The sequence below is a fragment of the Streptomyces sp. NPDC051105 genome (assembly GCF_040682795.1).
Taxonomy (GTDB): domain Bacteria; phylum Actinomycetota; class Actinomycetes; order Streptomycetales; family Streptomycetaceae; genus Streptomyces.
In genome coordinates this window covers 111,643-134,721 of sequence record NZ_JBFBBR010000008.1, presented here as the reverse complement: position 1 = coordinate 134,721, position 23,079 = coordinate 111,643, and the positions used below count along the sequence as shown (strand labels likewise).

Genomic DNA, 23,079 nt, shown 5'->3' with positions numbered 1-23,079 from the left:
CTTCGAAGCCTCACACCTAACAAATGTTTGGTGGAAAGGTAGCTGAGTGCGAAGGTAGCTGATGCGTCCATGGGTGTCTCCACCTCGTTTCCGGAAAAGGGCGTCGCGCTGGTCACGGTCGACCACCCGCCGGTGAACGCGCTGCCGGTGCGCGGCTGGTTCGCGCTGGCGGACGCGGTGCGCGCGGCGGGCCGCGACCCCGGAACCCGGTGCGTGGTGCTGGCCGCGCGGGGCCGCGGTTTCAGCGCGGGCGTGGACATCAAGGAGATACAGGCGGACGGGAACGATGCGCTGCTCGGCGCCAACCGGGGCTGCGCGGAGGCGTTCGCGGCGGTGTACGAGTGCGAGACCCCGGTGGTGGCGGCCGTGCACGGCTTCTGCCTGGGCGGCGGGATAGGCCTGGTGGGCAACGCGGACGCGATCGTGGCGAGCGAGGACGCCGTCTTCGGGCTGCCCGAGCTGGACCGGGGCGCGCTGGGCGCGGCCACGCACCTGGCCCGGCTGGTCCCGCCGCATGTGATGCGGACGCTGTACTACACCTCGCGCACGGCGACCGCGGCCCAGCTGCACGCGCACGGCTCGGTGTGGCGGGTGGTGTCGCGGGGGGAGCTGTTCGCCGCGGCGCTGGAGCTGGCGCGGGAGATAGCCGCGAAGGACGGCCGGCTGCTGCGCCTGGCCAAGGCCGCCATCAACGGCATCGACCCCGTCGACGTGCGGCGCAGCTACCGATGGGAACAGGGCTTCACCTTCGAGGCCGCCCTCAGCGGGGTGGCCGACCGGGTCCGTGACACCTTCGGGAAGGAGGGTGCGGGAAGTGACTGACAAGACGATGACCGCCGACGAGGCCGTCGCCCGGCTGACCAGCGGCATGACCCTCGGCATCGGCGGCTGGGGTTCCCGACGCAAGCCGATGTCCCTGGTCAGAGCCGTACTCCGGAGTGGCGTCGATGACCTCACCCTGGTCTCCTACGGCGGCCCGGACGTCGGGATGCTGGTCGCGGCCGGCCGGGTGCGCAAGCTGGTGGCGCCCTTCGTCACCCTCGACTCCGTCCCGCTGGAACCGCACTACCGGGCGGCGCGCGAGCGTGGGGCCTTCGAGCTGATGGAGGTCGACGAGGGCATGTTCATGTGGGGCCTGCACGCGGCCGCGAACCGGCTGCCCTTCCTGCCGGTGCGCGCGGGGCTCGGCTCGGACGTCATGCGGGTCAACCCCGGCCTGCGGACGGTGACGTCGCCGTACGACGACGGGGAGACCTTCGTGGCGATGCCCGCCCTGCGCCTGGACGCGGCCCTGGTCCACGTCAACCGTGCCGACCGGCTGGGCAACGGGCAGTATCTGGGACCGGACCCGTACTTCGACGACCTGTTCTGCGAGGCGGCGGACACCGCCTATGTCTCCTGCGAACAGATCGTGGACACGGCCGAGTTGACGAAGACGGCGGCCGCACAGTCGCTGCTGGTCAAGCGGCTGCACGTGACGGGGGTGGTGGAGGCCCCGGGCGGTGCGCACTTCACCTCCTGCGCACCCGACCACGGGCGGGACGAGGACTTCCAGCGGCTGTACGCGACGACCCCGTGGGCGGAGTTCTCCGGGCGGTTCCTGTCCGGGGACGAGCAGGCCTACCGCTCGGCGGTGCGGAACTGGCAGGAGGAGCAGGGCTGATGGACGTACTGCGCGCCGACTACTGTGTCATCGCCTGCGCCGAGGCCTGGCGCGGCGCCGGTGAGATCCTGGCGAGCCCGATGGGCCTGATCCCCTCCCTGGGCGCCCGGCTGGCCCGGCTCACCTTCGCCCCTGACCTGCTGCTGACCGACGGCGAGGCCCTGCTGGTCCGCCCGGACGGCACCCCCGAGGGCTGGCTACCGTACCGGCAGCACCTCACCCTGGTGGCCGGTGGCCGCCGGCACGTGATGATGGGCGCGAGCCAGCTCGACCGGTACGGCAACCAGAACATCTCGGCCATCGGCGACTGGTCCCGGCCCCGCCGCCAGCTGCTCGGCGTGCGCGGCGCGCCCCTCAACACACTGAACAATCCGACGAGTTACTGGGTCCCGAAGCACTCCCGGCGGGTGTTCGTGGCGAAGGTCGACATGGTGTGCGGGGTGGGGTACGACCGGGTGGCCGCGCACCCGGGCACAGAACGCTTCCACCGCATCCCGAGGGTCGTCACCGACCTCGGTGTCTTCGACTTCGAGACCCCGGACCGCTCGATGCGGCTGGCCGCACTGCATCCGGGGGTGAGCGTCGGTCAGGTGCGGGAGGCCACGGACTTCGAGCTCGCCGTCCCGGACGAGGTGCCGTACACCCGCGCACCCGGCCCGGAGGAGCTGCGGCTGATCCGTGAGGTGCTGGATCCCGGCGGCGCGCGGACGAAGGAGGTCGCGGGCTGATGGAGACCGCGCTCACCCGGCTGGTCGGGGTCCGGTATCCGATCGTGCAGACGGGGATGGGCTGGGTGGCGGGCCCCCGTCTGGTCTCCGCGACGGCCGAGGCCGGGTCTCTCGGCATCCTGGCCTCCGCGACGATGACCCTCGACCAGCTGCGTGCCGCGATAGCCGAGGTGCGGTGCCGTACGGACGCCCCGTTCGGGGTGAACCTGCGGGCGGACGCGGCCGACGCCGGCGACCGGGTCCGGTTGATCGTCGACGGGGGTGTGCGGGTGGCGTCGTTCGCGCTCGCCCCCTCCCCCGAGCTGATCGCCGAGCTGAAGGGGGCGGGCGTGCTGGTGATCCCCTCGGTCGGGGCGCGGCGGCATGCCGAGAAGGTCGCGGCGTGGGGTGCGGACGCGGTGATCGTGCAGGGTGGTGAGGGCGGCGGGCACACCGGGGAGGTGGCGACGAGCGTGCTGCTGCCGCAGGTGGTGGACGCGGTGCGGATACCGGTGGTCGCCGCCGGGGGGTTCTTCGACGGGCGTGGACTGGTGGCGGCGCTGGCGTACGGGGCGGCGGGGGTGGCGATGGGGACCCGTTTCCTGCTCACCTCGGACTCGACGGTGCCGGACGCGGTGAAGGCGAGATATCTGGGGGCGACGGTCAAGGACGTCACGGTGACCAGGGCGGTGGACGGGCTGCCGCACCGGATGCTGCGGACCCCGCTGGTCGACTCCCTGGAGAACGCCGGCCGGACGCGACGGTTGCTGCGGGCCGTGCGCCATGCGGCCGCCTTCCGGAGACTCTCCGGGCTCAGCCGGCGGCAGCTGATCCGGGACGGTCTGGCCCTGCGGCACGGCAAGGACCTGTCCTGGAGTCAGGTGCTGCTCGCCGCCAACACCCCGATGCTGCTCAGGTCGGCGATGGTGGAGGGCCGCACGGATCTCGGGGTGATGGCGTCCGGGCAGGTCGCCGGGGTGATCGACGACCTGCCGTCGTGCGCGGAGCTGGTGGCACGCATCATGAAGGAGGCGGACGAGGTGGTGCGCGGGCTGGAGGGGCTCAGAGCCGCTCGATGATCGTCACGTTCGCCTGTCCCCCGCCCTCGCACATGGTTTGGAGACCGTACCGGCCGCCGGTGCGCTCCAGTTCGTGCAAGAGGGTGGTCATCAGCTTGACGCCGGTGGCGCCGAGCGGGTGGCCGAGGGCGATCGCACCGCCGTTGACGTTGACCTTGGCGGGGTCGGCGCCAGTCTCCTTGAGCCAGGCCAGGACGACCGGGGCGAAGGCCTCGTTGATCTCGACGAGGTCGATGGCGTCGATGGTCAGGCCGGTCTTCTTCAGGGCGTGCGCGGTGGCCGGGATGGGGGCGGAGAGCATCCGGATGGGGTCCTCGCCGCGGACCGAGAGGTGGTGGACGCGGGCGCGGGGGCGCAACCCGTGTTCGCGGACCGCCCGTTCGGAGGCGAGCAGCATCGCGGCGGCGCCGTCGGAGACCTGGGAGGAGCAGGCGGCGGTGATGGTGCCGCCGTCGACGACCGGCTTGAGAGCGGCCATCTTCTCCAGGGAGGTGTCCCGGCGCGGGCCCTCGTCCACGGCGGCCGGGCCGTAGGGCACGGTCTCGCGCTCGAAGCGGCCCGCGTCGATGGCGCGCAGCGCCCTCCGGTGGGAGTTCAGGGCGAACTCCTCCTGGTCCCGGCGGCTGATGCCCCACTTGGCGGCGATCATCTCGGCGCCGGCGAACTGGTTGACGGGCTGCCGGCCGTACCGGGCGCGCCAGCCCTCGCTGCCCAGGAAGGGGCCCTCGGTCAGCCCCAGCGGCTCGGCGGCCTGCCGGGAGGCGAAGGCGATCGGGATCTGGGACATGTTCTGGACGCCGCCCGCGACCACCAGGTCCTGGGTGCCGGAGAGCACGGCCTGCGCGGCGAAGTGCACGGCCTGCTGGGAGGAGCCGCACTGCCGGTCGACGGTCACGCCCGGCACCTCCTCGGGCAGCCCGGCCGCCAGCCAGGCGGTCCGGGCGATGTCGCCGGCCTGCGGTCCGACCGCGTCGAGACAGCCGAAGACGACGTCCTCGACGGCCGCCGGGTCGATGCCCGACCGCTGGATCAGGGCGGTCAGCACATGGGCGCCCAGATCGGCCGGGTGGACCCCGCTCAGTCCGCCCCCGCGCCGCCCGACGGGCGTACGCACCGCCTCGACTATGTAGGCCTCGGCCATGTCAGCAACTCCCTCGGCAGAAAGGGACTTTCAGCGAATGGGTGGGCTATTCACGGACGGCGATCCCGTCCAGCACCATCGACAGGTACTGCCGGGCGATCTCCTCCGGGCTGTGCTGTCCGCCGGGCCGGTACCAGGACGCGGCGACCCACACGGTGTCGCGCACGAACCGGTAGGTGAGGCGGACGTCGAGGTCGGCGCGGAAGACGCGTGCGGCGACCCCGCGCTCCAGCGTGGCCAGCCACGCCTTCTCGAACTTGCGCTGCGACTCGGCGAGAAAGGCGAATCTCTCCTGCGCGACCAGTTGCTTGCTCTCCTTCTGGTAGATCGCGACGGCGGCGCGGTGCCGGTCGATCTCCCGGAAGGACTCGGTGACCAGGGCTTCGAGGGTCTCGCGGGGACCGAGTCCGGCGTCCAGGACGGTGTCGTAGCCGCCCCACAGCTCGTCGAGGAAGGTCCGCAGGATCTCCTCCAGCATCGATTCCTTGGAGTCGAAGTGGTAGTAGAGGCTGCCCGCGAGCATGCCCGCGTGGTCCGCGATCTTGCGTACGGTGGTGGCGTTGTAGCCCTGCTCGGCGAAGACCTCGGCGGCGGTTTCGAGGAGTTCGCGGCGCCTTGCGGGGGCGGCGGTCACCTGGGGCTTCTTCTTGGTCGGCACGGGTCCATTGTGAGCACTCCGGCGGTCAGGGATGCTGACTGCTGACGGAGACGACCTCTCCGGTGAGGTAGGAGGAGTAGCCGGACGCCAGGAAGACGATCGCGTTGGCCACCTCCCAGGGCTCGGCGTACCGTCCGAAGGCCTCGCGTGCGGTCAGCTCCTCCAGCAGTTCGGCGGAGGTCACCTTCACCAGGTGCGGATGCATGGCGAGGCTGGGCGCCACGGCGTTGACCCGCACCCCGTACTCGGCCGCCTCGATCGCCGCGCACCGGGTCAGCGCCATCACGCCGGCCTTGGCGGCGGCGTAGTGCGCCTGTCCGGCCTGGGCGCGCCAGCCGACGACGGAGGAGTTGTTGACGACGACCCCGCCCCGTCCGCTTTCGCGGAAGAGCCGCAGGGCGGCGCGCAGGCACCGGAAGGTGCCGTTGAGAGTGACGTCCAGGACCCGGGTCCACTGCTCGTCGGTCATGTCGGCCAGCGCCGACGTCCCGCCCAGACCGGCGTTGTTGACGACGATGTCCAGCCGGCCGTGGTCCCGTACGGCGGTGTCGAACAGGGCCCGCACCTGGGCCTCGTCGGTCACATCGCAGGGAAGCGCGGTCACGGCACCCGGATGCGCAGCCGCCAGCTCGGCCTCGTACTCCTTCAGCCGTCGCGGGTGCGCGTCGCTGATCAGCACGCGCGCGCCCTCCTCCAGGAAGCGGCGTGCGGTGGCACCGCCGATCCCCGCCCCGGCCGCGGCGGTGACGACGGCGGTGCGCCCCTCAAGCAGCCCGTGGCCGGGCACGTACTCCGGACTCTCGACGCCTGTCATGGGCCCACGCTAACCTACCAAACACTTGTTAGGGAAGGATGGTGACGGCGACCGTGGACCTCACCCACACCCCGGCCGACGAGGAGTTCCGCGCCGAGGCCCGCGCCTGGCTCGCGGAGCACGTACCCGACCCTCCGCTCCCCTCCCTGGAGACCGCGGAGGGCTTCGCGGCGCACCGCGCGTGGGAGACCGAACTGGCCGCGGACCGCTGGTCGGTGGTGTCCTGGCCGGAGCGGTACGGGGGCCGGGACGCGGGGCTGATCCGCTGGCTGGTCTTCGAGGAGGAGTACCACGCGGCGGGCGCGCCGGGCCGGGTCGGCCAGAACGGCATCAGCCTGCTCGCGCCGACCCTCTTCGACCACGGCACGGAGGAGCAGCGCGCGCGGGTGCTGCCGCCGATGGCCACCGGCGAGGTGGTCTGGGCGCAGGCGTGGTCCGAGCCCGGGGCCGGTTCCGATCTGGCCTCCCTCACCGCCAGGGCGGTGCGGACGGACGGCGGCTGGCTGCTCGGCGGCCAGAAGACCTGGTCGTCACGGGCCGCGTTCGCCGACCGCGCGTTCGGCCTGTTCCGCAGCGATCCGGACGCGCCCAAGCCGCATCAGGGGCTCACCTATCTGATGTTCGACCTGCGTGCACCGGGGGTGACCGTGCGCCCGATCGGCCGCCTCGACGGGAAGCCGGCGTTCGCGGAGCTGTTCCTTGACGAGGTGTTCGTGCCCGACGAGGACGTGATCGGCGAGCCGGGCGAGGGCTGGCGGATAGCGATGTCGGCGGCGGGGAACGAGCGGGGGCTGACGCTGCGGTCACCGGGCCGGTTCCTGGCCGCCGCCGACCGGTTGCTGCGCCTGTGGCGGGAGCAGGGCGCCCCCGAGTCCGCCGCGGGCCGGGTGGCCGACGCCGTCCTGGGCGCCCGCGCCTACCAGCTCTTCACCTACGCGGCCGCCTCCCGCTTCCTGGACGGTGAGTCGCTCGGCCCCGAGTCCAGCCTGAACAAGGTGTTCTGGTCCGAACTGGACCTGGCGCTGCACGAGACGGCACTCGACCTGCTGGGCACGGACGGCGAGTTGGCGGACACCTCGTGGTCCGAGGGATACGTCTTCTCGCTCGCCGGGCCCATCTACGCCGGCACCAACGAGATCCAGCGCGACATCGTCGCCGAGCGCCTGCTCGGCCTGCCGAAGGGACGCCGCTGACATGCGTTTCCTCCTCGACACCGAGCAGCGTGACTTCGCCGGCTCCCTGCGGGCGCTGCTGACGGCAGCGGACACCCCGGCGGTGATACGGGAGTGGAGCCGCGGGGAGCATACGAGCGGGCGGGCGCTGTGGGGGCGTATCGGCGCGGCGGGGGTGTTCGGCCTTGCGGTGCCCGAGGAGTACGGCGGGGAAGGGCGCCGGGCTGTGGAACTCGCGCTCGCGTTCGTGGAGTTGGGACGGTATGCGGTTCCCGGGCCGCTGGTGGAGACGGTGGCCGCGGCGGTGCTGCTCGGTGAGCGGACCGACCTCGCGAAGCGGTTCCTGCCGGGTATCGCCTCGGGAGAGACCCTGGCGACGGTGACGGTCGCCGAGCACGGGTACGGGTACGCGCTGGACGGGGACGCGGCGGATCTGCGGCTCGCCGCGACGCCGGAGGGCTGGCGGCTCTCCCCCGGCGCCGGTGCGGTACGCCGGTCCCTGGACCCCGCGCGCCGACTCACACCGCTCGCCCCGGTCGGCGAGCTGATCAGCGCGGAGCCGGCGTGGGCGGGTGCGCTGACCTGGGCACGGCTGGCGGTGGCCGCGCAGGCGCTGGGGGTCGGGCTGGCGCTGCTCGACAGCACGGTGGCGTATGTGAAGCAGCGGAGTCAGTTCGGGGTGCCCGTCGGCTCGTTCCAGGCGGTGAAGCACCGGCTGGCCGACGTGAAGATCGCGCTGGAGTTCGCCCGGCCGGTGGTCTTCGGGGCGGCGGTGACGATGACTCCTTCGGATGTGGCCGCGGCGAAGCTCGGCGCGTGCGAGGCGGCGTACCTCAGCTCCAGGGCCGCGCTGCAACTGCATGGGGCGATCGGCTATACGGCGGAGTACGACCTGTCGTTGTGGCTGGCCAAGGCGCGGGCGTTGCGGGCGGCTTGGGGGACGCCGGACGAGTGCAGAGATACGGTTCTCAACGGTCGTACGTGAACTGCGGGGCGGTGGGGGCTGGGCGCGCGGTTCCCCGCGCCCCCGAGGGGCGCGATTCAGTGGTCCTTGCTCGAAAGTTCCCGGTACTCCTCCCGCGTCGGCTTCGGGATGTGGGTGTCCGGGCCGTACATCGCCTTCGCCACGCGCGCCCGTACCCGCTGGGCGACCGTGACCTTGCGCCGTACCCCGTTCGCGTCCTCCAGCGCACCGATCTCGTACGGCGGGTTCTGTTCGTGCTGGGTGAGGACGAACAGGCTGTCCTGGCCGAGGGGTTCGTGGACCTCGATGTACTCGCCGTGCGGAAGCATCTTGATGAGGCCGGTCTCCCGGCCGTGCAGCACCTTGTCGCGGTCCCGGCGTTGCAGGCCGAGGCAGATCCGCTTGGTGGTGATGAAGGCGAGGACGGGGACGACGAAGACGGCGATCCGCACGAACCAGGTGATCGAGTTGATGGAGAGGTGGAGATGGGTGGCCACGATGTCGTTGCCGCCGCCGATCAGCAGCACGAAGTACACGCTGAGCCAGGCCACGCCGAGGGCGGTGCGGACGGGCACGTTGCGCGGCCGGTCGAGGATGTGATGCTCACGCTTGTCGCCGGTGATCCACCCCTCGACGAACGGATAGACGCCGATGGCCAGGAGGAAGAGCGGGAAGAGCGAGAAGGGGATGAAGACACCCAGTTCCAGGGTGTGACCCCAGCCGTTGATCTCCCAGCCGGGCATCACCCGGATCAGTCCCTCGGAGAAGCCGAGGTACCAGTCGGGCTGGGCGCCGGTGGTCACCAGGTCGGGGCGGTAGGGGCCGAAGGCCCACACCGGGTTGATGGTGGCGATGGCGCCGATGATCGCGAGGATGCCGAAGGTGAGGAAGAAGAAACCGCCGGCCTTGGCCATGTAGACCGGCAGGAAGGGCATGCCGACGACGCTCTTCTGGTCGCGTCCGGGCCCCGGGTACTGGGTGTGCTTGTGGTAGAAGACCAGGATCAGGTGGGCCACCACCAGCCCCAGCATGATCCCGGGGAGCAGCAGCACGTGGATCGGGAAGAACCGGGAGATGATGTCGTGGCCCGGGAACTCCCCGCCGAAGAGGAACATCGAGATGTACGAGCCGACGATCGGGATCGACAGGATCGCACCGTCGGCGAACCGGACGCCGGTGCCGGAGAGCAGGTCGTCGGGGAGTGAATAGCCGGTCAGGCCCGTGAGGATGGCGAGGAACAACAGGGTCCAGCCGAACAGCCAGTTGACCTCGCGCGGCTTGCGGAAGGCGCCGGTGAAGAACACCCGCATCATGTGGACGAACATCCCGGCGACGAAGACCAGCGCCGCCCAGTGGTGGATCTGCCGGATCAGCAGTCCGCCGCGTACGTCGAAGCTGATGTGCAGCGTCGACTCGTACGCCTTGGTCATGATGATGCCGTTCATCGGCTCGTAGGAGCCGTGGTAGACGACCTCGGCGCCGCTGGGCTCGAAGAAGAGGGTGAGGTAGATGCCCGTGAGGATCAGGATGAGGAAGCTGTAGAGGCAGACCTCGCCCAGCATGAAGGACCAGTGGTCCGGGAACACCTTGCGCATGTTCGCCTTGGCCAGGGCGTAGATCCCGAGCCGCCCGTCGGCCCAGTCCGCGAGCTTCTCACCGTTGCCCGGCGGGTTCTCCCTGGTCGCCGAACTCCCCACCCGTACCGAGCCGTTCACCGTTCGTGCCGCGTCGTCCATACGTCGCGTCGCCTCCCTGCCGGATCACCCCTCAGGGTGGCATGACAGGACCCCGACAGCCAACGGTGCGTCGTAAAGTCCGTCAGCTCAGTCGGCTCGTACGATGCCCGCCGCCCGGGCCGCCGCCAGCCACTGCGGGAACTCGCCGACGAGACGGTCGTACAGCTGACCGTCCGGCACCGTCATCGGGTCCGAACCGGCGTGGAAGAAGCCCGCGTTGTCCACCGCCCGCTTCCCCGGCACCGCCAGTTCGTCGAGCTTGCGCAGGAAGTCGAACTGTTTGCTGTGCGGGTCGCCGAAGCCGACGAACTGCCAGAACAGTGGCAGCTTGGCCGCCTTGCACAGGTAGCGTTCGGCGGCGAGCTTGTTGATCGGGCCGCCGTCGGTCTGGAAGACGACCAGGGCGGGCGCGGTGGACCCGCTGTCCAGGTAGTGGTCGATGACGGCGTCCATGGCCAGGTGGTAGCTGGTCTTGCCCATGTGCCCGAGCCCGGCCGCGATCTTCTCGATCCGGCCCGTGTGGTCGGCGAGCCTGATGTCGGTGACCGCGTCGATGTCGGTGGAGAAGAAGACGACGGGCACCCGGCCGTCGTCGTCCAGGTGCGCGGAGAGGCCGAGGACCCGGTCGGCGAGTGCCTGCACGCTGCCGTCGGCGTAGTACGGCTTCATGGAACCGGAGTAGTCGACGACCAGGTAGACGGCGGCGCGCAGTCCGTCGAGTCCGTGTTTGGTGAGGGAGACCCCCGCCGACCGGTACGACCCGACCAGCGCGGGCGCGCTCTCCGCCACCTTGCTGAGACTGATCGCGGCCATGCCCTGCTCCCCCTCGTCCCTCGGTCAGGGCCGAGACTACGTGGTCACAACTTCGACTGCGGCGCCACGACCGGTGCGAATCCAACTCATCAGGCCTGGCGCTCTGGGATGATTGCTGACTCGTTTCGGGTGACCTGAGGGGATGCGGATGGGGGCCGAGCAGACGGAGGGTACGACGCAGGGCCGGCGGCGGGCGCTCGTCGTCGGGGTGGGACGCACACCCGCGCTGGAGAAGGACGTGCATCTCGCCGAGCGCTTCCCGGCGCTCGAGGGCGCGTCCGAGGACGTCGAACTCGTCGGCCGGTCACTGCGTCAGTCCCTTTACGAGGTACGGCAGCTGACCGATCCGGGGGGTTCCGAGCTGCTGGGCGCACTGCAGGAGTTCTTCGACGCCTGCGAGCCCGGGGACACGGCGTTCCTGTACATCTCCTGCCACGGGGTGACACTCGGCAAGCGCGACTACCTGCTGCCCGCCGACACCCAACCCGGCCGCGCCGCCCAGGACGGCGTACGGCCGCTGCTCGACCGCACGCTGATACCCGCCGACCCCGAGGGTCTGCTCGACGGCCTGCCCGCTGGCGTGACCACCGTTGTCTGCCTGGACACCTGCCGTGCCGAGGACCCGACGGCCGCCTCCGAACAGAGCAGGAAGACGGTACTGACGGCCGAAGAGGACGTGTACTGGCTGTACAGCTGCGGCCGGGGACAGCGCTCCTACGCGGATCCGCAGGAGGGCAGTTGGTTCGGCCGCGCACTCGCCAAGGCGCTCGCCCCGACGACCCAGCCGACCACCTTCGCCGACCTCGTCCGGTACACCCAGGCCGCCGTACGCCGGACCGCCTCCGACGCGGGAGTCCCGCCGCCCACCGTAGAGCGGTACGTCCCGCACGGCAGGGGCGACGAGTCCCCGAGCCCGGTGCTGTGCGAGGGCGCGCAGGAGGTCTACCGCTGGACCACGATGATCGAGACGTCCTGTCTGTGGGAGTACACCTCGGGCGGCGCCGCCGTGCACGAGCGGGTACGAAAACGGCTGGGCGCGCTCGTCGAGCACATCGTGGACTCGCTGTCCACGGAGGGGGCGCATCGCGCCGATCCCTGGGCCGATCCCACCTATCCGGTCCGGGTGGTGGAGCAGTTGGGCATCCTGGTGAAGCGTGCCGGGCTGGAGGGACGGGACCTGCTGTCGCCCGCCGAGACGGCGGCGTTGCTCGCCGCGCCGGTCGTCCACGAGGGCATCGTCGCCATCGCGCTGGAGGAACTGCGCCGCGCGATGCCCGACGGCATGGACGTCAAGGCGGCGCCGGACGAACCGGCCGACGGGCACGACCACCTGGTCCGGGGCGCCGCCCACGACGTGTGCCGTGCGCACTCCCAGGTCCGGCGCACCACCGCGACCCTGCGCCGACGCGGCCTCCAGGAGCAGGCGGCCGCCGCCGACCACTGGCTGCGGCACCGGTTCATCACGGAGTGGGACCTGCTGTGGGAGCGCACCGGCGCCTACCCCTCCGTGGACACGATCCTCGACCTGCTGGCCGGCGCCGTCCTCGACTCGGGAGGGGACCCCTCGGCGGCCCCCGTGCGCCCCGCTGCCCGGGCCGCCGTCGACGGCCAGCTGCGTCAGGTTCTCGGCCATCTCGCGGTGCAGCCCAGCTCCAGTCCCCGCATCAACGACACTCCCGGCGACGACGAGTGGCGGCTCTACCCTCCGGTGCCGGGCAACCAGTGGCGCGCCCCCGACCTGGCCCGCCTGTTGTGGACGGCCGGTCTGCTCGCCGCCGACCCACGCCGTATGTCCAGCGTGCTGGTCGATCACCTCGGCGCCCATGAACCGCTCGCCCCCGCAGAGGTCGTGGCGACGCTGTCGGCCGACTTCGGCTACGACGTGGCACCGCTCGGCGAGACGGAGAACGGCCCCTACGAGCTCACCGTACGGTTCGCCTGCCCGCATCCGGCGCTGCATGTGGCGGCCGAGGAACTGGCCGCGCGAGCCAACACCACGGTGAACCTGCTGCACCTGGAGTGGCAGAAGCAGCGCACCACGCCGCCGGCCCTGCTCCGGGGCTTCCCGGAACGGGTCACCAGCGAGCAGCTCGTCCCTCTCGACGACCGGTACAAGCAGCCCCTGGAGCGCTTCCGGCTGGCCGAGGACGAGATCCGCCCGCTGCTCATGGGCACGCAGCTCTACGGCGATCGCATGCTGGCGGTGCGTGAGCTGTACCAGAACGCGCTCGACGCCTGCCGCTACCGGGACATGCGGCGCCAGTACGGGGTGATGCGAGGGCGGCCCGAGCTCGACTGGACCCCGAAGATCAGATTCACCCAGGGCTGGGACAGGGACGGCAGGCCGTACATCGAATGCACGGACAACGGCTCGGGCATGAGCCGCGCCAAGCTGACGTCGATGTTCGCCCGAGCCGGCAAGCGGTACGAGCAAGACCCCGAGTTCGTCCAGGAGCGGCGCAACTGGCGGCGGGCGGGACTGAGTGAGATGCCGCTCAACTCACGCTTCGGGATCGGAGTGTTCAGCTACTTCATGCTGGCCGAGGAGGTGGTCGTCTGGACGAGTCCGGTGGACCACTACGGGCGGGCGGAGCGGCTGGATCCCCTGCGAGCGGACATCCAGTCCGGATCGGGACTGCTGCGGATCAGCGACGACCCGACGGTGACTCTTGAGGGTGGCACGCGGGTGCGCCTGTACCTGGGGCAGGACGAGGACCGGCTGCCTTCACTGGTGGAGACGTTGGAGTCGTTTCTCTGGGTGGCGGACTTCGCCGTGGAGGCGGTGGAACTCGGGCGGGACCCGGCCGATGACCCGGTCCGCGAGAGCCGTTGGAAGCCCGGCGTGCTCACGAGTCCCGACCCGGCGCACTGGACCTTCGAAGCGGTACAGGGTTCGCGGGACGTCTGGCTGGTGCAGGGGCCCACGGTGTGGCTGCTGGACGGTGTGCGGATCAGGAGCAACGCCGATCCGGAGGAGGAGTACGGCTACGTCATCAACCTGCGGGAACGGCACCGCCCGGAGCCCAGTGTGGACCGCAACACACTGATTTCCTACGACACCGAGGTGGTGAGGACCGAGCTGCTCGCCTCGGTCCCCAGGGCGGCGGCCCAGTGGAACACGGTGCGCATGAGCTGGCTGTGGGATCTCGCGAAGACGTCGTCCCAGTTCGCCATCGCGGTACTCGACTCATTGCCGGCCCACGCACAAGCCGTTGTGGAGCAGCCGCAGTGGTCCAAACGCGCGGCTCGTTCGGTGCCCCTGGCCACGGCGGGCTGCCTGCCCATGGACAGGGACGGCGAGCGCGCCAAGGGCCAGCTGTCGTTCCGCATGGGTGGGTACGAAAGCGTCCTCGCGAACAAATGGCGGTCGACGCGTCTGGGGCTCCTGCGCCACGACAGAGCCCCGTTCGCGCCTCCCGGCTATCCCCTGCCGGGGAGCATGGACTCCGTGCTCTTCCAGACGGAGGGTGACCCGGACGGGTGGGTCTCGGTGATCAGAGCCTCGGTCCGGGCGGGCGTGCCGCTCAGGACGGTGCTCCGGGCCCTGCGCCGTTACGCGATCATCGGTATCGAGGTTCCCGCGGCCGCGGACATCCGGGAACTGGGCGATGTCCGGCCTTCCGGCGCCCTGCTGAGGCTGGCCACCGAATACCAGCGCGTGCTGCTGCACAATCACGCCGCCGACTGGCTTCGGCCGGCGGTCCACTCACCGCTCCTTCAGGTCGCCGCGGCACACCGGCTGAGCCTCGGTGCCGCCGCCGCTCTTCTGGAACAGCTTCGGACCTGGCAACCCGAGCTTCCGGCCGGGCCCGAACTGAGCACCGAACTCGCCTCCGAGGTTCCCACCCCGCAGGACGCGAGGATGCTGGTGACCCGCGGCTACGGAAGTCCCGATGGCCTCATGTGGCCCGGCACGTTGCACGTCATGGACCTCCTCACCCGGCCCAATCCCAGTGGCTCCGTCCACACCCTGGCGGCGCGCGTCCGGCACTTCGGGCCGCTCGGGTTCTCCCTCCGGTCCGAGCCCTCGCAGGCGGCGCTCTCCCACGGGCCGCTCCCCGAATCGGAACAGCCCCTGTTCACCGTTCCGACGGGGAACTACACCCGCAACACCCGGTATCGCGACAGTGATCTGTCCGTCGTCGACCTGCTCCTGGTCGCCGCCGAGCTGGAGATACGGCCGAGCGAAGTGGCCTCGCGGGTGAATGCTCTGACCGCGGTGACGGGAATCCGCGCCGCGCAGCCTCCCACCGAGATCTCCGACGTCATCCCCGCCGGACAGGCCGTCACCGTGCTGAAGACAATGAGCGTCGACCAGTGGGAGGACGTGTCCCCATGGCAATTCGTCATGGCTGTGCAAAAGGGCAGCGGCCCCAGGGCCGACTCGCACTCCCTCACGGCCGAAGCCCATGACGCCGAAGAGGCCTTGCGTTTTCTTTCGGCGGCCGGTCTCCTCTCCTCCGACTTCGAAGCGTCGAAGGACCGGGTCGTGCGTCAACTCGGCCTCTGGGAACACCCGCTGAAGCTCAAAGGCAACCTCCGGAACAAACTAGAAGTGGACCGAGGGGAGGTGAACTTGTGCCTCCTGACTGAGCTGAGCGCGTTCGAGCGGCTCCCGATCGGGGACCTCGTCGATCGGCTGACCGACGAGGAGCAGCCCTTGCCGCTCCGTGTCGCTCCGCCCTCCCCCGAAGTCCTCGGTCTCCAGGCGACACACAGTGACATCACGGCCCTTGTCTCCCTACGGAAGGGCTTCTATCCCGCACTCACCTTCCAAAGGCTGCTCAAGCACGCCCAGGACACCCGCTGCAGCATCGCCGCCTCCGTCGAGCGCCTGGCCCGCTTCACCCCGTTGGGAGCCGCTCCACCCCGGTGCACCCCTGCCGAAGCCGCCGCCCTCGACCGCTTCACCCCGGACGTCTTCGACCTCGCCGCCTTCGACCCCGGCCTTATCGGCGAAGGCCCCCTCGGCCCCCTCGAACTCGTCCGCACAGCCGGTCGCTTCGGCTGGACCCTGGGCCGGACCTACGACCGCTACGCCCCGCTGTCCTGCCTGGGTCTCGACGTCACCGTCCGCAGGCCCACCCCCGAAGAGGGTGACCTCGTCCCCGACTGGCGGGACCTGATCGTCCTCACCGAGCAGTTGACCGGCCGGCACCCCGCCCTGGCCGGTGCGGTCCCCCGGGACCACATCACCCTGTGTTCGGAGGAGACCGACCTCTCCGAGGCCGAGGTCCGGGAGCGGCTCGCCTGGTACGCGGGTCTCTTCTCCCTCGAACTCGCCCCCGACCTCCCTCCCGAAGCGACGGAAGGCACCCCCGAGTGAACGCCCCCATCCCGTACGATCCCGACGCCGTCCACACCCCCGTACTGACCTTTCAGTGGACCGTACGGGGAACCGGAGACGATGCCGTGTACGAGGCCGCCGGGACCTGTCCCGTCTGTGGCTGTGCCATGCGGCGGACCTGGAGCTTCGGTCAGCCGCCCGTCGGCAAGGGCGGTTTCCTCGGGCGGCGTAAGGAACCGGGGCCCGAGCCGTACTACTCGGTCTGCCAGTGCCGCACTCTGCACATGAACCGCCCGGCGAGCGAGCCCCTGGGGTGCGGCGCCCTCCTCGCGATCGCTCCCCCGCCCCCGGCCGGAGGCACACCGTGACCTATACACCCACGCCCGGACAACTCCGCGAGGCTGACCGCCGTATCCCCGAACTATCCTCGCCCGAGCGACAGTTGGCGGAGGCTCTGCGCCAGGCCGAGGGGTACCGGAACTTCCTCGCCTCCCTCACCGGGCTGCTGTCCGCCGTCTTCGTGCTGAAAGGGCAGGAAGATGTCACCAAGCTCGGCGAGGCCGTGCGATGGAGTGTGACCGCGCTGCTCGGGACCGGTTTCCTCGCGCTGATCACCGCATCGTGGCTGAGCGTGAGCGCCGTACACGGACGCCCGGGTGAGGAGATCCTCCTGGAGGCGGGGCGGTTGCTGCGCTGGGAGCGGGAGCGTACCCGCCGGATCTGGCGGCTCGTCGAGGGAGCGCGGTGGCTCGGATTCGCCGGCGTGCTCGCGATCGCCACGGCAGTCGTCGTCACCTGGGTCTGGCCGGGTGGGTCCGGCAAGTAGCACACATGCGGCGGCGCCTGCCCAGTCGTCCGGTCGGGGACTGTGGGGCAGGCGCCGTCAGTGTTCCGTACGCCTTTGTACGGGACGTTCTACGGGGTGATGGTCAGACCATCAGCGAGCGGTCCGTCGGGCGGATCGGGGCCGGGAGTTCGCTCGCTCCGGTCAGGAAGCGGTCGACGCCCTTGGCGGCCGAGCGGCCCTCCGCGATCGCCCAGACGATCAGGGACTGGCCGCGGCCCGCGTCACCGGCGACGAAGACGCCGGGGACGTTGGTCTGGAAGTCGGCGTCGCGGGCGACGTTGCCGCGCTCGTCGAGGTCGAGACCGAACTGCTCGACCAGACCGTTGTCCCGGTCGGTGCCGGTGAAGCCCATGGCGAGGGTGACCAGCTGGGCCGGGATCTTCCGCTCGGTGCCCGGCTTCGGGGTCAGCTTGCCGTCGATGAACTCCACCTCGGTGAGGTGCAGCCACTGGACGTTGCCTTCCTCGTCGCCCTCGAAGTGGGTGGTGGAGACGGAGTAGACCCGCTCGCCGCCCTCCTCGTGCGCCGAGGTGACCTTGTAGAGCATCGGGAAGGTCGGCCACGGCTGGTGCGGTGCCCGGTCCTCGCCCGGACGGGGCATGATCTCCAGCTGGGTGACCGAGGCCGCGCCCTGACGGTGGGCGGTGCCCACGCAGTCGGCGCCGGTGTCGCCGCCGCCGATGACGACGACGTGCTTGCCCTCGGCCGAGATCGGGGAGGTGACGTAGTCGCCCTCCTGGACCTTGTTCGACAGGGGCAGGTACTCCATCGCCTGGTGGACACCCTTGAGCTCGCGGCCGGGAACCGGGAGGTCACGGGCGGTCGTGGCGCCGGCGGCGATCACGATCGCGTCGTACCGCTTCTTCAGGTCGGTCGCCTTGAGGTCGCGGCCGATCTCGATGCCGGTACGGAAGCGGGTGCCCTCCGCGCGCATCTGCTCGATACGGCGGTTGATGTGCCGCTTCTCCATCTTGAACTCGGGGATGCCGTAGCGGAGCAGGCCGCCGACGCGGTCGGCGCGCTCGTAGACGGCGACCGTGTGGCCGGCCCGGGTCAGCTGCTGGGCGGCGGCCAGACCGGCCGGGCCCGAGCCGATCACGGCGACGGTCTTGCCGGACAGGCGCTCCGGGGCCTGCGGGGCGACGGTGCCCGCGTCCCACGCCTTGTCGATGATCGAGACCTCGACGTTCTTGATGGTGACGGCCGGCTGGTTGATGCCGAGCACGCACGCCGACTCGCAGGGGGCCGGGCAGAGGCGACCGGTGAACTCCGGGAAGTTGTTGGTCGCGTGCAGGCGCTCCGAGGCGGCCGTCCAGTCCTCGCGGTAGGCGAAGTCGTTCCACTCGGGGATCAGGTTCCCCAGCGGACAGCCGTTGTGGCAGAACGGGATGCCGCAGTCCATGCACCGGCTGGCCTGCTTGCTGATGATCGGCAGCAGCGAGCCGGGGACGTAGACCTCGTTCCAGTCCCTGACACGGTCGGCGACGGGGCGGGTCTTGGCGACCTCACGGCCGTGGTTCAGGAAGCCCTTCGGGTCAGCCATTGATCGCCGCCTCCATCATCTTCTCGGTGATCTCGGTCTCGGAGAGACCGGCTCGCTCGGCGGCGTCCTTGGCGGCGAGCACTGCCTTGTAGGTGCCAGGAATGATCTTGCTGAACCGCTGCACGGCCGTGTCCCAGTCGGCGAGCAGCTTCTCGGCGACCGTGGAGCCGGTCTCCTCGGCGTGGCGGCGCACCACGTCGTGCAGCCACTGCTTGTCCGTGTCGTCCAGGGCCTCGACGGCGTCCACGTTGCCGACGTTGACGTTGTCGGGGTTCAGGTCGATGACGTACGCGATGCCACCGGACATACCGGCCGCGAAGTTGCGGCCCGTCTCGCCGAGGACCACCGCGTGACCGCCGGTCATGTACTCGCAGCCGTGGTCGCCCACGCCCTCCGAGACCACCAGCGCACCGGAGTTGCGGACACAGAACCGCTCGCCGGTACGACCGCGCAGGAACAGCTCGCCGCCGGTCGCGCCGTAGGCGATGGTGTTGCCCGCGATCGTCGAGAACTCGGCGAGGTGGTCGGCGGCCCGGTCGGGACGCACGATCACACGGCCACCGGAGAGGCCCTTGCCGACGTAGTCGTTGGCGTCGCCCTCCAGGCGGAGCGTGACACCGCGCGGCAGGAAGGCGCCGAAGGACTGGCCGGCCGAGCCGGTGAAGGTGATGTCGATGGTGTCGTCGGGCAGGCCCGCGCCGCCGAACTTCTTCGTCACCTCGTGGCCGAGCATGGTGCCGACCGTGCGGTTGATGTTGCGGACCTTGATCTGGGCGCGCACCGGCTGGGCGTCGGTGGCGCTGGAGGCGGCCAGGGCATCGGAGGCGAGCTTGATCAGCTCGTTGTCCAGGGCCTTCTCCAGGCCGTGGTCCTGCGCGATGGTCCGGTGCAGCGCCGCGCCCTCGGGCAGCTCGGGCACGTGGAAGAGCGGGGTCAGGTCCAGGCCCTGCGCCTTCCAGTGGTCGACGGCGCGGGTGACGTCGAGCGTCTCCGCGTGGCCGACGGCCTCCTCGATGGAGCGGAAGCCCAGCTCGGCGAGGATCTCGCGGACCTCCTCGGCGATGAACCGGAAGAAGTTGACGATGTACTCGGCCTTGCCGGAGAAGCGGTCGCGCAGCACCGGGTTCTGGGTGGCGACGCCCACCGGGCAGGTGTCCAGGTGGCAGACGCGCATCATGATGCAGCCGGAGACGACGAGCGGCGCGGTCGCGAAACCGAACTCCTCGGCGCCGAGCAGCGCGGCGATGACCACGTCCCGGCCGGTCTTCAGCTGGCCGTCGGTCTGGACCACGATCCGGTCCCGCAGGCCGTTGAGCAGCAGGGTCTGCTGGGTCTCGGCGAGGCCGAGCTCCCAGGGGCCGCCCGCGTGCTTCAGCGAGGTCAGCGGGGAGGCACCCGTACCGCCGTCGTGGCCGGAGATCAGGACCACGTCCGCGTGCGCCTTCGACACACCGGCCGCGACCGTGCCGACGCCGACCTCCGAGACCAGCTTGACGTGAATCCGCGCCTGCGGGTTCGCGTTCTTGAGGTCGTGGATCAGCTGGGCCAGGTCCTCGATGGAGTAGATGTCGTGGTGCGGCGGCGGGGAGATCAGGCCGACGCCCGGGGTGGAGTGCCGGGTCTTGGCGACCCACGGGTAGACCTTGTGGCCGGGCAGCTGGCCGCCCTCGCCGGGCTTGGCGCCCTGGGCCATCTTGATCTGGATGTCGTCGGCGTTGACCAGGTACTCGGAGGTCACGCCGAAGCGGCCGGACGCGACCTGCTTGATGGCGCTGCGCCGCGCCGGGTCGTACAGCCGGTCCGGGTCCTCGCCGCCCTCACCGGTGTTGGACTTGCCGCCCAGCTGGTTCATGGCGATGGCGAGGGTCTCGTGGGCCTCGCGCGAGATGGAGCCGTACGACATGGCACCGGTGGAGAAGCGCTTGACGATCTCGGAGACCGGCTCGACCTCGTCGAGGGGGATGGGTTCCCGGTCGCTCTTGAAGCCGAAGAGCCCGCGCAGCGTCATGAGCCGCTCGGACTGCTCGTTCACGCGGTCCGTGTACTTCTTGAAGATGTCGTAGCGGTTGGCACGCGTCGAGTGCTGGAGGCGGAAGACCGTCTCGGGGTCGAACAGGTGCGGCTCGCCCTCGCGGCGCCACTGGTACTCGCCGCCTATGTCCAGGGCGCGGTGGGCCGGCGCGATGCCGGAGGCCGGGTACGCCTTGGCGTGGCGGGCGGCGACCTCCTTGGCGATGACGTCGATGCCGACGCCGCCGATCTTGGTGGCGGTGCCGTTGAAGTACTTCTCGACGAACGCGGCGTCGAGACCGACGGCCTCGAAGACCTGGGCGCCACGGTAGGAGGCGACCGTGGAGATGCCCATCTTGGACATGACCTTCAGGACGCCCTTGCCGAGGGCGTAGATCAGGTTGCGGATGGCCTGCTCGGACTCCATGCCCGGCAGGAAGGTGCCCGCGCGGGTCAGGTCCTCGACGGACTCCATCGCCAGGTACGGGTTGACGGCGGCGGCGCCGAAGCCGATCAGCAGGGCGACATGGTGGACCTCACGGACGTCGCCGGCCTCGACGAGGAGGCCCACCTGGGTGCGCTGCTTGGTGCGGATGAGGTGGTGGTGGACGGCCGCGGTGAGCAGCAGCGAGGGGATCGGCGCGTGCTCGGCGTCCGAGTGCCGGTCCGACAGGACGATGAGCCGGGCGCCGTTCTCGATGGCCGCGTCGGCCTCGGCGTAGATCTCCTCGATCCGTGCGGCGAGGCTGTCACCGCCGCCGGAGACCCGGTACAGACCGGAGAGGGTCGCGGCCTTGAAGCCGGGCATGTCGCCGTCGGCGTTGATGTGGATGAGCTTGGCCAGCTCGTCGTTGTCGATCACCGGGAAGGGCAGCACGACCGAGCGACAGGAGGCGGCGTTCGGGTCGAGCAGGTTGCCCGCGGGGCCGAGGGAGGAGCGCAGGCTCGTCACGAGCTCTTCCCGGATCGCGTCCAGCGGCGGGTTGGTGACCTGTGCGAACAGCTGGGTGAAGTAGTCGAAGAGCAGCCGCGGGCGCTCGCTCAGCGCCGCGATCGGCGAGTCGGTGCCCATGGAGCCGATCGGCTCGGCACCGGCCTTGGCCATCGGCGCGATGATGACGCGCAGCTCTTCCTCGGTGTAGCCGAAGGTCTGCTGGCGGCGGGTGACCGAGGCGTGGGTGTGCACGATGTGCTCACGCTCGGGCAGGTCGCTCAGCTCGATCTCGCCGGCCTCCAGCCACTCGGCGTAGGGCTGTGCGGCGGCGAGGCTCGCCTTGATCTCGTCGTCCTCGATGATGCGGTGCTCGGCGGTGTCGACGAGGAACATCCTGCCGGGCTGGAGGCGGCCCTTGCGGACGACCTTGGCGGGGTCGATGTCGAGGACGCCGACCTCGGAGCCGAGGACGACCAGGCCCTCGTCGGTGACCCAGTAGCGGCCCGGGCGCAGGCCGTTGCGGTCGAGAACGGCGCCGACCTGGGTGCCGTCGGTGAAGGTGACGCAGGCGGGGCCGTCCCAGGGTTCCATCATCGTGGCGTGGAAGCCGTAGAAGGCGCGCCGGGCCGGGTCCATGGAGTCGTGGTTCTCCCACGCCTCCGGGATCATCATCAGCACGGAGTGCGGCAGCGAGCGCCCGCCCAGGTGCAGGAGTTCCAGCACCTCGTCGAAGGACGCCGAGTCGGAGGCGTCGGGCGTGCAGATCGGGAAGACGCGGTCCAGCTTCTCCTGCGGGCCGAACAGGTCGGAGACCAGCTGGGACTCGCGGGCGACCATCCAGTTGCGGTTGCCCTTGACCGTGTTGATCTCACCGTTGTGCGCGACGAACCGGTAGGGGTGCGCGAGCGGCCACGACGGGAAGGTGTTGGTGGAGAACCGGGAGTGCACGAGCGCGATCGCGGACGCGAAGCGGCGGTCGGACAGGTCCGGGAAGAAGGGCTCCAGCTGGCCGGTGGTCAGCATGCCCTTGTAGACGATGGTCCGGGCGGACAGCGAGGGGAAGTAGACGCCCACCTCGCGCTCGGCGCGCTTGCGCAGCACGAACGCCTTGCGGTCCAGCGCGATGCCCTCGCTGGCGTCGTCGGTGACGAAGACCTGCCGGAAGACCGGCATGGTGGAGCGGGCGGTGGCGCCGAGCAGCTCGGGGGCGACCGGAACCTCGCGCCAGCCGAGGACGGTGAGGCCCTCCTCGCCGGCGATCGTCTCGATCCGCGAGACGGCGTCCTCGATGCCGTCCTCCGGAAGGAAGGCGATACCGGCGGCGTACGAACCGGCCGCCGGCAGTTCGAATCCGGCCACCTCACGGAAGAAGGCGTCGGGCACCTGGGAGAGCAGGCCGGCGCCGTCGCCGGAGTCGGGCTCGGAGCCGGTCGCGCCGCGGTGCTCCAGGTTGCGCAGAACCGTGAGCGCCTGCTCGACCAGCGCGTGGCTCGCCTCACCGGTGAGGGTGGCCACGAAGCCGACGCCACAGGCGTCGCGCTCGTTGCGGGGGTCGTACATACCCTGCGCAGCAGGGCGAGCATCCATGAACGACCAGTTTCGGCCGTTCGTGGAGTGCTGGGACGGCTGGCGCGGCGTACGCATCGGCTCTCCCGTCGTCGTCAGTGGCATATAGCAGGTGCCGAGGGACGACGCTGGCCCTCTGCGTTTT

15 protein-coding genes are annotated in these 23,079 nt (G+C 70.5%); 8 read left to right on the top strand and 7 right to left on the bottom strand.

Translation table 11 applies throughout. From position 1 onward, the window contains the following. Positions 1-69 precede the first annotated feature (69 nt). The 4 genes from AB0N16_RS21055 to AB0N16_RS21040 are packed head-to-tail and all read left to right on the top strand — an operon-like array spanning position 70 to position 3,449. The gene (locus tag AB0N16_RS21055) at positions 70-822 is read left to right on the top strand and encodes an enoyl-CoA hydratase family protein (protein WP_365798801.1); all 753 of its coding nucleotides are present in this window, start codon (positions 70-72) and stop codon (positions 820-822) included. Further along, positions 815-1,663, top strand: a complete 849-nt coding sequence (locus AB0N16_RS21050) for a CoA-transferase (RefSeq protein WP_365798799.1) — start codon at positions 815-817, stop codon at positions 1,661-1,663. The genes AB0N16_RS21055 and AB0N16_RS21050 overlap by 8 nt, the downstream gene beginning before the upstream one ends. After that, positions 1,663-2,391 carry a CoA-transferase gene (locus AB0N16_RS21045; RefSeq protein WP_365798797.1) on the top strand — a complete coding sequence of 243 codons (729 nt, stop codon included), beginning with the start codon at positions 1,663-1,665 and terminating at the stop codon, positions 2,389-2,391. Before AB0N16_RS21050 ends, AB0N16_RS21045 begins: the two co-directional genes overlap by 1 nt. Then, complete coding sequence (locus tag AB0N16_RS21040; protein ID WP_365798795.1) at positions 2,391-3,449, top strand: nitronate monooxygenase; 1,059 nt, start codon at positions 2,391-2,393, stop codon at positions 3,447-3,449. Before AB0N16_RS21045 ends, AB0N16_RS21040 begins: the two co-directional genes overlap by 1 nt. On the opposite strand, the gene AB0N16_RS21035 is transcribed toward AB0N16_RS21040, so the two are convergent. From AB0N16_RS21035 to AB0N16_RS21025, 3 genes are read right to left on the bottom strand one after another with little or no spacing between them, the layout of a single operon-like run. Next, entirely contained in the window at positions 3,433-4,590 is a 1,158-nt protein-coding gene (locus AB0N16_RS21035) for an acetyl-CoA C-acetyltransferase (RefSeq protein ID WP_365798793.1), read from the bottom strand. The genes AB0N16_RS21040 and AB0N16_RS21035 overlap by 17 nt on opposite strands. A 46-nt stretch (positions 4,591-4,636) precedes the next feature. Beyond that, on the bottom strand, positions 4,637-5,248 hold the full coding sequence (locus AB0N16_RS21030; RefSeq protein WP_365798791.1) for a TetR/AcrR family transcriptional regulator: 612 nt from the start codon (positions 5,246-5,248) through the stop codon (positions 4,637-4,639). A gap of 25 nt (positions 5,249-5,273) precedes the next feature. Further along, on the bottom strand, positions 5,274-6,062 hold the full coding sequence (locus tag AB0N16_RS21025; RefSeq protein ID WP_365798789.1) for an SDR family oxidoreductase: 789 nt from the start codon (positions 6,060-6,062) through the stop codon (positions 5,274-5,276). A gap of 53 nt (positions 6,063-6,115) precedes the next feature. Here AB0N16_RS21025 and AB0N16_RS21020 point away from each other — a divergent pair, with 53 nt between their 5' ends. Beyond that, positions 6,116-7,255: an acyl-CoA dehydrogenase family protein gene (locus AB0N16_RS21020; protein WP_365799289.1), complete on the top strand. Its 1,140-nt coding sequence runs from the start codon at positions 6,116-6,118 to the stop codon at positions 7,253-7,255. Position 7,256: 1 nt separating this feature from the next. Beyond that, positions 7,257-8,219, top strand: coding sequence for an acyl-CoA dehydrogenase family protein (locus tag AB0N16_RS21015; protein WP_365798787.1), 963 nt, complete (start codon positions 7,257-7,259; stop codon positions 8,217-8,219). A 56-nt stretch (positions 8,220-8,275) separates the two neighbouring features. Here the strand turns inward: AB0N16_RS21015 and AB0N16_RS21010 are convergent, their stop codons facing one another. Both AB0N16_RS21010 and AB0N16_RS21005 read right to left on the bottom strand, forming a co-directional pair. Then, positions 8,276-9,934, bottom strand: a complete 1,659-nt coding sequence (locus AB0N16_RS21010) for a cytochrome bc complex cytochrome b subunit (RefSeq protein ID WP_365798785.1) — start codon at positions 9,932-9,934, stop codon at positions 8,276-8,278. An 87-nt stretch (positions 9,935-10,021) separates the two neighbouring features. Then, positions 10,022-10,747: a VWA domain-containing protein gene (locus tag AB0N16_RS21005; protein ID WP_365798783.1), complete on the bottom strand. Its 726-nt coding sequence runs from the start codon at positions 10,745-10,747 to the stop codon at positions 10,022-10,024. Between the two features lie 148 nt (positions 10,748-10,895). On the opposite strand from AB0N16_RS21005, the gene AB0N16_RS21000 reads away from it, so the two are divergent. After that, positions 10,896-16,073, top strand: a complete 5,178-nt coding sequence (locus tag AB0N16_RS21000) for a caspase family protein (RefSeq protein ID WP_365798781.1) — start codon at positions 10,896-10,898, stop codon at positions 16,071-16,073. 325 nt (positions 16,074-16,398) lie between these two features. Further along, a complete protein-coding gene (locus AB0N16_RS20995) occupies positions 16,399-16,860 on the top strand; it encodes a hypothetical protein (protein WP_365798779.1) in 462 nt (153 codons plus the stop codon). A gap of 103 nt (positions 16,861-16,963) precedes the next feature. Here AB0N16_RS20995 and AB0N16_RS20990 read toward each other — a convergent pair whose 3' ends face one another. Then, positions 16,964-18,424 carry a glutamate synthase subunit beta gene (locus tag AB0N16_RS20990; RefSeq protein ID WP_365798777.1) on the bottom strand — a complete coding sequence of 487 codons (1,461 nt, stop codon included), beginning with the start codon at positions 18,422-18,424 and terminating at the stop codon, positions 16,964-16,966. Beyond that, positions 18,417-22,955: a glutamate synthase large subunit gene (gene gltB / locus AB0N16_RS20985; RefSeq protein WP_365798775.1), complete on the bottom strand. Its 4,539-nt coding sequence runs from the start codon at positions 22,953-22,955 to the stop codon at positions 18,417-18,419. Before gltB ends, AB0N16_RS20990 begins: the two co-directional genes overlap by 8 nt. Positions 22,956-23,079: the final 124 nt, after the last annotated feature.

What these genes read in the sequence shown, in the direction of transcription:
- AB0N16_RS21055 (WP_365798801.1), top strand. Translation starts at nt 70, where the DNA reads ATGGGTGTCTCCACCTCGTTTCCGGAAAAGGGCGTCGCGCTGGTCACG.
- AB0N16_RS21045 (WP_365798797.1), top strand. Translation starts at nt 1,663, where the DNA reads ATGGACGTACTGCGCGCCGACTACTGTGTCATCGCCTGCGCCGAGGCC.
- AB0N16_RS21040 (WP_365798795.1), top strand. Translation starts at nt 2,391, where the DNA reads ATGGAGACCGCGCTCACCCGGCTGGTCGGGGTCCGGTATCCGATCGTG.
- AB0N16_RS21035 (WP_365798793.1), bottom strand. Translation starts at nt 4,590, where the DNA reads ATGGCCGAGGCCTACATAGTCGAGGCGGTGCGTACGCCCGTCGGGCGG.
- AB0N16_RS21025 (WP_365798789.1), bottom strand. Translation starts at nt 6,062, where the DNA reads ATGACAGGCGTCGAGAGTCCGGAGTACGTGCCCGGCCACGGGCTGCTT.
- AB0N16_RS21015 (WP_365798787.1), top strand. Translation starts at nt 7,257, where the DNA reads ATGCGTTTCCTCCTCGACACCGAGCAGCGTGACTTCGCCGGCTCCCTG.
- AB0N16_RS21010 (WP_365798785.1), bottom strand. Translation starts at nt 9,934, where the DNA reads ATGGACGACGCGGCACGAACGGTGAACGGCTCGGTACGGGTGGGGAGT.
- AB0N16_RS21005 (WP_365798783.1), bottom strand. Translation starts at nt 10,747, where the DNA reads ATGGCCGCGATCAGTCTCAGCAAGGTGGCGGAGAGCGCGCCCGCGCTG.
- AB0N16_RS21000 (WP_365798781.1), top strand. Translation starts at nt 10,896, where the DNA reads ATGGGGGCCGAGCAGACGGAGGGTACGACGCAGGGCCGGCGGCGGGCG.
- AB0N16_RS20990 (WP_365798777.1), bottom strand. Translation starts at nt 18,424, where the DNA reads ATGGCTGACCCGAAGGGCTTCCTGAACCACGGCCGTGAGGTCGCCAAG.
- gltB (WP_365798775.1), bottom strand. Translation starts at nt 22,955, where the DNA reads ATGGATGCTCGCCCTGCTGCGCAGGGTATGTACGACCCCCGCAACGAG.